The organism is Streptomyces sp. NPDC088745, assembly GCF_044751045.1.
Lineage (GTDB): Bacteria > Actinomycetota > Actinomycetes > Streptomycetales > Streptomycetaceae > Streptomyces > Streptomyces cremeus.
Window position 1 is genome coordinate 149,370 of sequence record NZ_JBIVLB010000016.1, and the last position, 11,168, is coordinate 160,537.

Annotated in this window: 15 protein-coding genes; 5 read left to right on the forward strand and 10 right to left on the reverse strand. The window is 67.2% G+C overall.

Going from position 1 to position 11,168, the window contains the following annotated elements:
• Positions 1 to 133 precede the first annotated feature (133 nt).
• On the reverse strand, positions 134 to 334 hold the full coding sequence (locus ACIP93_RS31765; protein WP_401764482.1) for a helix-turn-helix domain-containing protein: 201 nt from the start codon (positions 332 to 334) through the stop codon (positions 134 to 136).
• 125 nt (positions 335 to 459) lie between these two features.
• On the reverse strand, positions 460 to 897 hold the full coding sequence (locus tag ACIP93_RS31770) for a hypothetical protein (RefSeq protein ID WP_401764485.1): 438 nt from the start codon (positions 895 to 897) through the stop codon (positions 460 to 462).
• 347 nt (positions 898 to 1,244) lie between these two features.
• On the opposite strand from ACIP93_RS31770, the gene ACIP93_RS31775 reads away from it, so the two are divergent.
• Positions 1,245 to 1,949 (forward strand): hypothetical protein, encoded by a 705-nt coding sequence (locus ACIP93_RS31775; RefSeq protein ID WP_401764486.1) that lies wholly within the window; start codon positions 1,245 to 1,247, stop codon positions 1,947 to 1,949.
• Positions 1,950 to 2,275: 326 nt separating this feature from the next.
• Here the strand turns inward: ACIP93_RS31775 and ACIP93_RS31780 are convergent, their stop codons facing one another.
• From ACIP93_RS31780 to ACIP93_RS31795, 4 genes are all read right to left on the reverse strand, one after another.
• On the reverse strand, positions 2,276 to 2,920 hold the full coding sequence (locus ACIP93_RS31780) for a hypothetical protein (RefSeq protein WP_401764488.1): 645 nt from the start codon (positions 2,918 to 2,920) through the stop codon (positions 2,276 to 2,278).
• A gap of 74 nt (positions 2,921 to 2,994) precedes the next feature.
• Positions 2,995 to 3,177, reverse strand: a complete 183-nt coding sequence (locus ACIP93_RS31785; RefSeq protein ID WP_358250666.1) for a hypothetical protein — start codon at positions 3,175 to 3,177, stop codon at positions 2,995 to 2,997.
• A gap of 28 nt (positions 3,178 to 3,205) precedes the next feature.
• Positions 3,206 to 4,000, reverse strand: a complete 795-nt coding sequence (locus tag ACIP93_RS31790; protein WP_401764491.1) for a hypothetical protein — start codon at positions 3,998 to 4,000, stop codon at positions 3,206 to 3,208.
• Between the two features lie 130 nt (positions 4,001 to 4,130).
• Entirely contained in the window at positions 4,131 to 4,652 is a 522-nt protein-coding gene (locus ACIP93_RS31795; RefSeq protein ID WP_401764493.1) for a hypothetical protein, read from the reverse strand.
• A 257-nt stretch (positions 4,653 to 4,909) separates the two neighbouring features.
• On the opposite strand from ACIP93_RS31795, the gene ACIP93_RS31800 reads away from it, so the two are divergent.
• The gene (locus ACIP93_RS31800; RefSeq protein ID WP_401764495.1) at positions 4,910 to 5,512 is read left to right on the forward strand and encodes a hypothetical protein; all 603 of its coding nucleotides are present in this window, start codon (positions 4,910 to 4,912) and stop codon (positions 5,510 to 5,512) included.
• 128 nt (positions 5,513 to 5,640) lie between these two features.
• Here the strand turns inward: ACIP93_RS31800 and ACIP93_RS31805 are convergent, their stop codons facing one another.
• The 3 genes from ACIP93_RS31805 to ACIP93_RS31815 all read right to left on the reverse strand — a co-directional run bounded on the left by ACIP93_RS31805 (position 5,641) and on the right by ACIP93_RS31815 (position 7,724).
• Positions 5,641 to 6,369 carry a hypothetical protein gene (locus tag ACIP93_RS31805; protein ID WP_401764498.1) on the reverse strand — a complete coding sequence of 243 codons (729 nt, stop codon included), beginning with the start codon at positions 6,367 to 6,369 and terminating at the stop codon, positions 5,641 to 5,643.
• Positions 6,370 to 6,581: 212 nt separating this feature from the next.
• On the reverse strand, positions 6,582 to 7,040 hold the full coding sequence (locus ACIP93_RS31810; protein WP_325745451.1) for a hypothetical protein: 459 nt from the start codon (positions 7,038 to 7,040) through the stop codon (positions 6,582 to 6,584).
• A gap of 159 nt (positions 7,041 to 7,199) precedes the next feature.
• Entirely contained in the window at positions 7,200 to 7,724 is a 525-nt protein-coding gene (locus ACIP93_RS31815) for a DUF3592 domain-containing protein (RefSeq protein WP_401764500.1), read from the reverse strand.
• Positions 7,725 to 7,772: 48 nt separating this feature from the next.
• Between ACIP93_RS31815 and ACIP93_RS31820 the strand changes: the two genes are divergently transcribed.
• Positions 7,773 to 8,153, forward strand: a complete 381-nt coding sequence (locus ACIP93_RS31820) for a hypothetical protein (protein ID WP_325745449.1) — start codon at positions 7,773 to 7,775, stop codon at positions 8,151 to 8,153.
• Between the two features lie 92 nt (positions 8,154 to 8,245).
• Here ACIP93_RS31820 and ACIP93_RS31825 read toward each other — a convergent pair whose 3' ends face one another.
• Positions 8,246 to 8,653: a hypothetical protein gene (locus ACIP93_RS31825; protein ID WP_401764503.1), complete on the reverse strand. Its 408-nt coding sequence runs from the start codon at positions 8,651 to 8,653 to the stop codon at positions 8,246 to 8,248.
• A gap of 297 nt (positions 8,654 to 8,950) precedes the next feature.
• On the opposite strand from ACIP93_RS31825, the gene ACIP93_RS31830 reads away from it, so the two are divergent.
• The gene (locus ACIP93_RS31830; protein WP_401764506.1) at positions 8,951 to 9,721 is read left to right on the forward strand and encodes a helix-turn-helix domain-containing protein; all 771 of its coding nucleotides are present in this window, start codon (positions 8,951 to 8,953) and stop codon (positions 9,719 to 9,721) included.
• 591 nt (positions 9,722 to 10,312) lie between these two features.
• Positions 10,313 to 10,666: an SH3 domain-containing protein gene (locus tag ACIP93_RS31835; RefSeq protein ID WP_401764508.1), complete on the forward strand. Its 354-nt coding sequence runs from the start codon at positions 10,313 to 10,315 to the stop codon at positions 10,664 to 10,666.
• Positions 10,667 to 11,168 lie beyond the last annotated feature (502 nt).

Below are 11,168 nucleotides of genomic sequence, written 5' to 3' on the forward strand. Positions count from 1 at the left end.
GTGTGGCGGGGGGGGTGCCCACCTTCCCGCCCCCCCCCCGGCTCTTGGGGGGCCCCCGGCGGGGGCCCCCCCCCCCGGGGGGGGGGGCCCCGCTGCCTGCAGACTGGATTCAGTCGACTTCCTTGCCAGCCCGTTAGGCGGTCTTCTTCCGGAGAGCTCCACCTCGGCCGCGCATGGTCGTCTTGGCTTCGCCGAGCAGAGTATGGACGAATCCGTACGACTTCCCTTGCTCGTCCGAGATGGCTCGGACCGAGGCGCCGGCCTCGTACTTCTTCTTGAAGTCGGCGGCGAGCTTGCGTCGCGCATCGCCAGTGATCTGCTTCTTCTTCTGCATGATCGGAGACTCTCTTCGTTCACGGTGTTACGGCGTCGTTGCCCGACGAGCATCGCCCTGGAGCCCAGGGGAAGCGACGGTCTGCGAATTCTGCGTGGAGAAGGGGACACGGGCACGTGCTCACCTCAGTCCGAGCGGCCCATGCGCTCCATCTCCGCGAGGTAGTCCGCGAGCGCCTGGGCGGCGGTGGTGCGCATGACCCGAACGTGTGGAGCAGCCTGCTCGGCCAGGTGCAGCGCAGTCTCAAGATCGAACTGGTGGCTGGCAACCCAGGCGTCACGTCCTGCGTGGTAGTCGTCCCGTTCGGCGTCGGTAACCGGCTCTCGATCGCCTCCAGGCCACTGGTACCCCCAGGACCACTTCCCGTCGGCGCCGAGGGAGCACAGTTCGTCGCGGATGACTCGATAGCGTCCGGATCCGCTGTACTCGACGGTGATGGTGAAGGCGTCACGGCCGGGCGCTTCTTCGGGCAGCAGGTTCACGGAGAACCGCGTCGCCCGGACGACGGGCCGCCGCTTTTGCGGGGCTGCTGCGGGTGTCTGTTGCTCGGGGGCTGTGGACATGCAGTCGATCGTCACGCTTGAGGTGACCAGACGCCCAGCGACCGCGAATCCGAGGTGTAACCGAAGCATGCCGCCGAGGAACATGCGAGCAACTTGGCACGTCCACTCGAATCCGGCGCAGCCTCACGATATCGACAGCATGAGAGGCCGAGCACCAGCGCGGGGGGTTGCGCAGATGGTCTCGGCCTCTGCTCGCAGACTACGCCTAACCAGCCAATAAGCGACAGCCCTTTTCGGGTGCCGGCCCCGTCCATGGCCGCGACCGGGCAGAGCGGTAGACGAGAGTGGCAACAGGCAACAAGGACAACTCTCCTCCCCGGCTCGTGAAGCGTCGGAACACTGAGCTCATGATTCAGCACGCCTTACGCGGCCACGCCCGTCCCTCCGGTTTCATTCAGTCGGTGATCACCTCGTACGGAGAAGGTCACCACGACGCTCCTAGTGGGAATGCCCTTCGCGTAGACGCCCGTCCGCTCCGCAACCCGCCTGACGACCCTGCCGTCCGTGAGCGCATGCTCCACTCCACAGGCCTGGACCCTGAGGTACGTCACTACGTCATGTCCACGCGCGGAGCGGATCAGCTCGTCGACCGCAGCGTGCAACGCGCACTGGCTCTCCTCCGGCTCCCAGCGCCGCCCCGCGGACAGCTGCACCGCGTCGATGTTCATGTCCTTTGTATCGGCGGCCGGCATCGATCCGTTGTCCTGGCCGAGGAGATCTCCACCCAGCTGCAGGCCGTGGGCATCGGGTGTGAGGTCGAACATCGCCACATCGATCGGCCCGTCCTGAAGCGGTGGCGTCCTCAGCTGACGGAGCACGAAGCGGCGGTCCTTCACCTGCTGGCCCGGGGAGACTCGTACACCGAGATCGCTACCGCGCTCCGGGTGCGCTCCCAGACTGTCGGCCTCCTCGTCGCCAGGCTCCGGGGAGTACTTCGAGCCCGGACCGCTGCGCACGCCGTCGCCGTCGGTTACGAGACCGAACTGCTGCCGGCTCGACCTCGCGCGGGGGCCTTGCGGCGGTCATTGAGCGACAGAGGCGGTTGTGAATAGGGGTTCCAGTACGGAACACTGGCCGTGTCGGGCGCCGACGACGTGGGCGTTGGATCTCATCGAGGGTCGGCCCGCCAGGCGCTCGACACCACCCCTGACACGCGTGCCGTACGTCTCCATCGTCGATGTACAGCACGCCGTTGAGTTCAAGATCAGTCGGGACGCCGGACCAGTGTCCTCCGGGTGCTTTCGACGGCGGTCAGCATGCCTTCGAACGGGTGCTCTTCGTGAGGCTCGCCGAACACCGGGACAGCACGGGGGTGGACCCTGCACCCCGGAAGCGGGCCGAGGGCTGCAGCGGCTCTGAGAGCCTCGCTGCTGGGCGTTTACTGGGTGTGCGCCTGGCCGGTGGTCGAAACCCCGCCGTGTCCCCAGTGGATGGTCACGTCAATGGTGAGGTCTGCGGTGTGCGGATCCAGAACGGGTTGTCCCGGGAAGGACTGGTGCATCTCCAGCGCCTCGTGGACAGCGGATTCGACCACCGCGGTGCCGGCGCACAGCAGCATCGCCGCTTCCGGGCAGTATCCGGCTGCGTGAAACTCGAGGGCTCGGAAGGTTCGCAGAGGGAAGGCGATCACCCCCTGATCGTGGAAGACGGGGCTAAGACTCGCGTCGTACCGCCGGGGCCTTAAGGGGTTCTCCCGGTCGTGGCAGCCGATGTAGAGGTAGGCCCGCTGCTCGGCGAAGGCGAGCTGGTCTATGCAGTAGGAACTCTCGGGGTGCAGCCACGTGCCCGTCAGATGCCAGGTATCGACCAGCTCGTACCACAACGGGTGCCACATGTCGTAGAAGGCTTCGTCCAGGGGCGGCAGGTCTTTCAGGGGCGGGCCAGCGGGCAAGGCGCGGCAGGAGGCCTTGCTGCGCCACAGGGGCGTGGCTGGCCCGTCCAGAAAGGCCACGTCGACCCCCGTGACGAAGTGGCCCAGGGGTATGTCCTTCCAAAAGAAGTCGTTGAGCCACTGCTCGACCATGGCTGCTCCGTGGACAGCCCACGGCGTGCCGGTGCGATCGAGCCCTGGCCCGTGAGCGGAGACGACAGCGTGGGTCACTGCAGTTCGCCCTGCGGCGGACGGCGGGGGCCGAGCAGGTTGAAGGGGACGGGAGGCAGGTCCAGGCGCGGGCCGGCGTCGTCTCCGGTGTACTGGCCTCCGCAGGAGCAGAAGCTCCCCTCGTAGACGAAGCAGTGCCGGAAATGCCTTCCGTGAGGGTGCCCCGGAGTGGTGTTCATGCGGTTCATCCTTTCGAAGAGCAGTCGGTCAGATCGGCTGGGGGAGCGAGGGGCCGGGCACGTACACGGGCTGCGGCTGGAGCGCGTCGTGTCCATCCGGCTCCAGGAGGAGCTGCCCGTGCTCGCTGGGTGTGAGACGCTGATCCGCCAGCTCCCAGACCTGCACGCGTCGCGCATCCCCGATCTCCAGGGTCAAGACCCCCTTGGCGCCTGCGATGAGGGAGGCCCCCAACGCCGCGGCGAAACGCTCCCGGTCCCGGTCCTGAACCCCCCGCTTCGGACCAGCCTCCACCGCCAGCGAGTATGCGCCGAGTTCGAGACCAGCGGCCTTAGCTACCAGGGTGACCAGGCCATACGCAGCTGTAGACGGTGCATCGCCGCCGTGCACTTCGTCGATGAGGGCGTGTAGGACGCGGGTAGAACAGTCCCTGGCCCAAGCCTCCGCTTGCGGACCAAAGCGAGAGTGTGCCGCACCGAACACCTTCTGGCAGCGGATCATCATGGCCCACGCCGACTGTTCCCTGCGCATCTCCCGCAGCATCGCCTCTGGAGACTCCCCAGCGAACGGCCACAACTCATCCACCGGGTGCAAGCGGCCCGCGTACGCGTTGAAGCCAGCCTTAGAGCGAGGGTCCAGCCCCGCGTCATTGCACGCACGGATGTAGGCGAAGTCGACCAAGGGCGCCAGCAAAGGCTGTTCGCCTCTCGTCAGAGCCTCCTCCGCCCGAGCGTGCACACTGTGCCAGTACAGGGAGAACGACTGACCGCTGCCGCGGGCCTCCGGGACGAAGGCGAGATCACGCTCGTCGACGGCAACCAGCATGCTGGCGCGGCACTCTCCCCGCTCTTGATCCCTCATGACTCGGGCACCCCCTCCTCGCGGGCGGAGTCCCTCCCCGCCTGCGAGGCCACTCTGCTCTATCCGGCCGGGGTGCAGGGAACGACGGCGAGAACTAAGCCGAGCGCCAGTCGCTGTCGAGGAGGAGCTCGGCCTCTGCCCAGGGGCCGTCGTATGTCGGCGGACCGAAGAGGAGCGGGGAACCGGACTCCGCGCTGCCCCGCAGCAGCTTCGTCCAGTCGTCCCATGTCTCAAGGTCCGCGCCGGCAGCGCCGAAGCGGCCTCCCACGACCGTACGTACGAACTTGCTACTGCTCCTGTCGAGCACGGTCAGGGCAGCCCTCGTCTCCAGAGCACTGACGACCCACCCGGTCGACGCGAGCTTGTGGGCGCTGATGCCCAGAGGTGCTGCGGGATGCCATGAGAGGAAGCGGCGGTGCTCGTCGACGTAGGCACGCAGGGCGTCGTCGAGTGCGATCACGGGCAGCCCCAGCTCTGCGGCGATGCACTCGTGCTCGCGGCCCTTGATGGGCGTCGGCTGCTGTGGAACGCCGCTGACGATGTGCATCATGCGCAGGTCGATCATGCTCAACGCCAGCGCGTTGACCTCGGGCTCAGCCAGGGGCAGATGGTTCACAGGTACTCCTAATGGAAGTTGGTGCGGCTGGGTGGCAAGGGAGCTGCATCGTGCGGTCGGTGCCCTCAGGCGCATCCGCCCGACGCTCTTGCCGCCCACCACGAGACACGAGAAGACGCGGGGATGCCGCGTCGTCGCGAATCGCACTTGCAGGGCCTTCCCCGGCTGCCTCTTGAGCTACGACTCGGCGGACCGGGGCCGGCCCGCTGACCACGCTGGGGTCCAGGGCACGGGCGTACCGGACCTAGGGTGATCGCATGCAAGATGACCTGGACATCTGCGAGGGCCAAAGCTCGCTGTTCGACCTGCCAGCCGCTGATGAGATGCCGGACGGCGGGTGGTCGTACGAGGCGTACGTCCACTTCCTCGGTGCTCCGGACACCGCAGCGCTCCCCGGCAACCTCGAGCGATCCGGCGCAGCCACTTGGGAGTGGCTGACCGGCGCTGCTCGCTGGCCCGGCGCACCAGGCGGCGCCGTACTCGTCTCCTTGCAGACCGAGGAAGACATCGCTCAGGCACTGTGGGAAACGGTCGAAGCCCTGGAAGAGACCGGCCTTCGCGTCACCGAAGTGCGAGATGTCTTGCGGGTGGCCTCCCCGGCCGCCGAGGCTCAGCCGGAGGACGAAGCCGCCGCCCTGGTGAACAACAAACTCGGGCGGCGGCCTGGGCGCGAACTCCTTGTCGAGCTGGAACATGCGCGGCGCGCCTGGCTCGAACGGGCCGGCATCACCCTCGAACGTGGCTTGGAGCAGACAGCGCAGATCCGGGTTTGGTGGGAGCAGCACCCTCTTGGCGACGACGGCTCCTCCCAACTAGGGACGCTGACGGACCTCTACAGCCGGTGCCTGGAAGCCACCTGACGTACCCCTCGCCTACGACTACGACGTCTCTCACGGGGGCTTGGCGCACAACTGTCTGAGGCCCACCGGCCCCATAGTTGACAGGGCCGGTGGCTCAGCATGCCCGCATCTCGGCATCAGGCAGCGGGCTACGACTGCTCTCGGCCCAGATACAAGTCCACGACGAGACGATGGCCCTCCGCTGGGCGCAGAAGTGCACTCAGGGCACCCAGCGCCCGGGCCAGCTCCCCGTCGTCCAGGTCGACGGCCTCGTTCGGATCGCTCTGTCCTTCGGCGTAGAGCTCCACGTCCTGGCCGACGAAGCCGGCGTGACTCATTCCCAGCTTCGTCTCCACAGCCTCGAAAATGGCGACCGTGTAACGGTCTCGGCATGGCACGAGGGTGCGCATCCGCCGGGCGACCACCCGGCGCCACGCACTCTCCTCAGCCTCCGCAGCGCTTTCACGGATTGCGGTGAGCGTCTGCGGGTCGAGGAGGGGGAGCAGGGCGCGGACTGCCCTGGTGTGCTCCGCGCGCCGTGCCGCTTGAAGGGCGACTTCAGCACAGCACTCCGACCGCCAGCACATGCATCGCTGACAGTCCGAGCAGTCCTGAGCCCGGGGGCAGCCGCATCGGCAGTCGAAAGCCCGGCAGTCGGCCTTGTGGGTGGTCCGTTCCGGCCTTGCGGGCGCAGGGTGATCCAGTTCGGTCAGGTCACGGTGTGCCTCCACGATGCCGGCCGAAAGGGGCAGGCCGTCGCAGGCCAGCATCTCAGCCACATCAGTGCACGCCTGCCGCCATATCGCACGTGCGTACGCCTGCGTCTGCTCGTCGGCGAGCAGCGGTAGGAGCTCCTCGATGGGGTGGTTCTCGCGCATGGTTCTCCAGTTGGTGCAGTGTGAAACTGCCCGTCCTGGGGTGGCCAGGCAGCCGCCGACCGGTCGGGTCCCGGAGACGAGCTGCCGGTTCCTGATCGACGTCTGCGCATCCCACGGCGTCCTGGGGGTGCGGTGCGAGGAACTGCGAATCCGGACCGTGCCACTTGGAGCGCCACCGGTTCATCACGCCCGCGCCGACATGGTGGAGAGGCTCAGCGCGCCGGGCAGTGACCGCAGGAGCAGGGGTTTGTTGCAGCGGCGGCGTGAGCCTGACGAACGGCAGAAACCGCAGCGGCGTACGACGACCGGACATACGTGCTCAAGTCCGTGGGCCCGTACGGCGCCTGGTCCGAGCCGTGGCGGCGGGCCAGGTTCGCTGCATAGAGGGTGTTGACGGCTGCATGCTCCAGAATCGTGGCGGTCCGCAACGCCGCTGAATCGCTGGTAGTACGCAGGTGTCTCACTGCCTCGAACAGGCTCATGGCGATGTGCCCGCCGTGCTCCCGGTCAGGGTTGAACGCGTGATCAGTGAACGGCTCGACAGTCTCGGCGATCCATCCGGCCAGGGCATCGCGAAGCTCGGCGAGGGCACGGGCTGGTGACAACTCGTGCGGTGGGGAGCCGAGGTCAGCTTCATCAGCGGGGAACAAGTGGGCCCTGTAGTCGAACATGCGGTTGTGGAGGTCCTTCAGATGTGGCTGTCCGGCGGAATGTGCCAGCCAGAGTCGGAGGCGATTGCCCAGTGCGATCGTTAGAGTCAATCCGGCCAGTGGCTCAAAGGGGAGATGTTGCGAAATCCCGGAGGGTCGCCCTCTCTCCAGCCCTCCGGTTCAGAGCCTGTTTGACCAGGCCCCGAGCAGGAATCCCAAGCCGATTACGACGAAGAGCACACCCTGGGCGACGAAGAGCCACCAGAAGCCGTTGCCCTCAGCAGGGAGCATCCAGCGTGACGGATCCTTCGGGTCGTAGCGGAGCTCGACGCGAGCACCGACGGGGAGGACCTTCTTCTTGGGGCGAGCTATGTCCGCCCGGGTCTCCATCGCTTCGCCATCGCCCGTGCTCCATGCGATGACTGGGTAGTACACGGCGGTCCCGGCGCTGCGGCTGGTACTCACGGAGTCCGCGCCTGGTGCGATACGAGCCTGCTCATGGCGGGTCACCACACCTCGCGCCGCCGAGCCTTCCCGAAGCAGGCGCCGAGTGCGGCGAACCTTGAGGGACGCAACGACGCCGACAACAGCCCCCGCGGTCGTGAAAAGCAGTGCGGCGAGGAATAGGCCCTGGGAAGGAGACATAGGCTTCATGATCGCGCACCGAGCGGACAGGACAGCGGGCGCGATGGTGTCCGCTTTCACCGGCACAGTCTTGGCGACAGTTCGTCCCGCTATGAACAGGAGCAAGCCGTGCCAGTGCCCCACTTCATCAAGCGCTCCCTCCCTGTCGCTCTGGGAAGCGCGCTCGCGGTTGCCGCGATCTCCGCCACGCCCGCGTCCGCAAGCTCCGGCTGGTGGTACTCCAGCGGCAACGGCGCCTCGGGCTACTACAACCACGTCAACGGCAGGGTGACGGCCTGCGACATCAAGACCGACGGCTACAAGGCGGCCGTCCAGATTCTGAGGATGGACGGCTCGGTGATCACCACCGTCACCGACTCCTACAACAACGGCAGCTGCTCCTGGCGGACCCCCACCCTGTTCGAGGGCCGCCACAAGATCCGTGTCTGCGTGCAGAAGAGCGGCGCGCGCCCTGTGAACTGCAGTCCCACGCACGAGTTCAGCGTCTGAGCGTCGGCCTGCTCGGCCTCGAGCCCGCCGAGGTGGAGAGGTGACCCACACAGCGATCGGGGCACAGCCAGTGCCGTGCCCCGATCGCTGCTTCAAGCCCGTGCCCTCGTGACGACTATGTGGAGCTCGTCATCTTCATGGGCGGGCGGCGTGAGTTCAGTGAGTGCGTCCAGCGATTTCACCAGCTCCGGGTCGTTCCTGGAGTCGTAGGACGCGAGGGGGACGTCCTCTGCGCCGGACCTGCTGCCCAGGAAGGTCACCCTTTGATCGGACCACTGGGGGCCGTTCTTGCTGTCCTCCGCCTGGAAGACCACCGTGCACGCGGCCGGGACCTTCTCCGCCGCCCACTGGGCGAGGTAGTCCTGGTGAGCACGCTCGGCGGCGATACCCGCAGCGTGCCAATCCTCCAAGAGCGTGTGCCGCGCGGCGGCGGAGGGCTGGGTGGCTTCGGCTGCCGTCCCTCCGGAAGGGGGAATCGGTCCGGGATTCACGCTGGTCATCGGGGCTCCTGTGGGCTGGGGAAGGCTGGGTAAGTCCGAGTAGAACGGGCGGATGCCGCACATACCAACACCGTGCGAGGTCCCTCTGCCCAGCGCCTGTCCTTACCGCTGATGAGAGCGTTGCTCCGGCATCTACTCGGCTCCCAGGCCTCCGTCGGTCCCGCATGCCGACGTGTACGACACCACCCACAGAGCAGCTGCTCAGGACGGTAGGGAAGCCGGTGTCCGGTCTCGTTGGCACTCTCGCGTCACGACCTTCAACCAGTCGCGTCACCGTGCGAATCGAGTTGGTGCCCCATGCCTGTTCTTGCAGCTCAACAGCCTGTGACCGCAGCGGCGGCCACCACACAACCCAATCGGTCCGCCAGGGCGTTCGGTCGAGTCTTGCGTGCCTTGGCACAGATGGGCGCCGACCTTGAGCACCAGGTCGCCGACGTCGCACACTCTGCCGGGCTGCGCCCCGGCCATGCCTCCCGCCTGCTGCTGACTGCTGTCGAAGAAGGCTTTGCTGAACCCGGCGAGCGCTACGGCACCTACCGGTTGACCTGCGACGCCGCAGTCCTGCTCGGCCCTGCCCCAGTACGGACCAGCACTCCAGAGATCACCGAGACGCTACGCGCCCTGCATAGGGACACGAACCTGGCGACGGCGTGGCACGTCCCAGGCTGGCGTCCTGGGGCCGGCCTGCACCTCGACCTGGTCGACGTGGTCAGCCCCCGGTTGGCGCTGCGTCTCGACGCCGCACAGCAGGACCGAGACCTTTCCCGGACAGCCGCCGGCCGGATCGCCCTGGCCTTTCTGCCGCCGCAGATGACCAGCACCGCCGACGGCCGGCCCCTGCGGTTGTGCGAGGACCTCGCGCGAACTGTGACGAGCTGCAGAATCGCTGCCAGTCGCACGAGCTCCACCCAGAGCCTAGCAACCGCGGTCCTGCGCGGTGACGCTCTGGTCGCTACCCTCACCGTCACCGGCACCCCCGACCAGTTCACAGACGACCTCATCGTCCAGGAACACGCGGTTCTCCTACGCCGCGCCGCCGCGCGCAGTAGCCAGTCACGTGCCGCCTGACCAATCGGGACACGTCCGATTCCCCGTACAGGGGACAACGCCGGGAGACGTGAATCTCCAGGGCGGGAATTGCAGTCGCACGCCCTCCTTCCGCTTTCTACTGTGGCGCCACCCCTCATTCAGAGGGCCCGTCAACAGGAGGTGTCGCATGCGCCCCAGCCGTAAGACCTCGGTCCGCCGTCCCTGCCGGTTCTCCCGACCGGTCTGACCCATCGGCACACGCCGCGATGCAGGCGGCCGGACCTCTTCAGGTCCGGCCGCCTTCGCGTGTCCCTTCCATGCCGTTTCGTCCACCTCGCTCTCGACCAGGCCCCAGTGCCCACCGTGAGCCCAAACGCACCGTCCAGCCTGCGTAGGCCGACTCCCACAGTGTCGAAGGAGGAACCGTGACGTCGAAGTTCCTGAACCTGCCCTGGCCCGACTCGAACCGTCGCCGAGGTCTGCAGCCTGTCCATACCGACCGGGAAGGCCCGCTCCCCACTCCAGACGGAGGGAACACCGGCCGGCCTGCCGAAACCTCCGACGGGACAGCCCGGCTCGGTACAGAAATACCTGATCAGCCTTAGGCATTTCGGCGACGAGAGGACATCCGTGAAACTGACGCAGAAGCTCAGCCGTACGACCAAACTGGCCGCCGCCGGGGCCACTGCTGCCCTGCTCATGGTGCCGGCGCTCGCCGGGACAGCCCAGGCGAGTACCGCCGCCGTCGGCGCGTCCGCCTGCGGAAAGACGTATGCCAAGGGCTACTGGTGGACGTACCCGACGGAGAACGTGAACTTGAGGAGCGGTCCGGGGACGAAGTACACCTCATACGGCCTGATCCTCAAGTACGAGGGTGTCGAGGTGAAGTGCAAGGCGAAGGTGGCTGGCTGGATGCGGGTCTACGTCCTGAACGGCCAGATGAAGGGCCGAACGGGGTGGGTTGCCAGCAAGTACATCGACTGATCACCAGGCGCAGCTCACGACGAGAGACGCCCGCAGCCATGTGGCTGCGGGCGTCTTCCTGTTCAGGCCGGCGGGCTGCTCGCCCTCCATGCGGTGGTACCGCGCTCGAGGTGCTCCGATCACGACGGATCGGCGAAGATCATGACGTCTGCGTGGACGTCCGCCATGCTCAGGTAGTCGGCTCGCTGATGTACAGGGCAGACCAGCACCGAGACGATGTCGGTTCCCTGGCGGCGCACGACCCGCTGCGCTCCGCGCAGCGCACTGCTCTTACGCGTGTAGGAGCCTGCGACGAACGCGGTCCGGGTTGTGTGGTTGATGACTATCTGTGTATGCGGCTGGCCTTGCATCTTGTTGCCTCTCGGAGTCCTTGGGAGGGGCGGTACCGGCTCGGGGGGGGGGGCCCCCCGCCGCGGCGGGGGCCCCCCCCCCCGGCGGGGCCCCCGCGGGGGGGGGGGGGTAACCCACCAACGCCACAAACCAAAAAATAAAAAAACCGGCC

Excerpts from the sequence above, each read along its gene's own strand:
- ACIP93_RS31805 (WP_401764498.1), bottom strand. The coding sequence starts at position 6,369 with ATGCGCGAGAACCACCCCATCGAGGAGCTCCTACCGCTGCTCGCCGAC.
- ACIP93_RS31765 (WP_401764482.1), bottom strand. The coding sequence starts at position 334 with ATGCAGAAGAAGAAGCAGATCACTGGCGATGCGCGACGCAAGCTCGCC.
- ACIP93_RS31775 (WP_401764486.1), top strand. The coding sequence starts at position 1,245 with ATGATTCAGCACGCCTTACGCGGCCACGCCCGTCCCTCCGGTTTCATT.
- ACIP93_RS31780 (WP_401764488.1), bottom strand. The coding sequence starts at position 2,920 with ATGGTCGAGCAGTGGCTCAACGACTTCTTTTGGAAGGACATACCCCTG.
- ACIP93_RS31830 (WP_401764506.1), top strand. The coding sequence starts at position 8,951 with ATGCCTGTTCTTGCAGCTCAACAGCCTGTGACCGCAGCGGCGGCCACC.
- ACIP93_RS31785 (WP_358250666.1), bottom strand. The coding sequence starts at position 3,177 with ATGAACACCACTCCGGGGCACCCTCACGGAAGGCATTTCCGGCACTGC.
- ACIP93_RS31810 (WP_325745451.1), bottom strand. The coding sequence starts at position 7,040 with ATGTTCGACTACAGGGCCCACTTGTTCCCCGCTGATGAAGCTGACCTC.
- ACIP93_RS31800 (WP_401764495.1), top strand. The coding sequence starts at position 4,910 with ATGCAAGATGACCTGGACATCTGCGAGGGCCAAAGCTCGCTGTTCGAC.
- ACIP93_RS31790 (WP_401764491.1), bottom strand. The coding sequence starts at position 4,000 with ATGCTGGTTGCCGTCGACGAGCGTGATCTCGCCTTCGTCCCGGAGGCC.
- ACIP93_RS31825 (WP_401764503.1), bottom strand. The coding sequence starts at position 8,653 with ATGACCAGCGTGAATCCCGGACCGATTCCCCCTTCCGGAGGGACGGCA.
- ACIP93_RS31770 (WP_401764485.1), bottom strand. The coding sequence starts at position 897 with ATGTCCACAGCCCCCGAGCAACAGACACCCGCAGCAGCCCCGCAAAAG.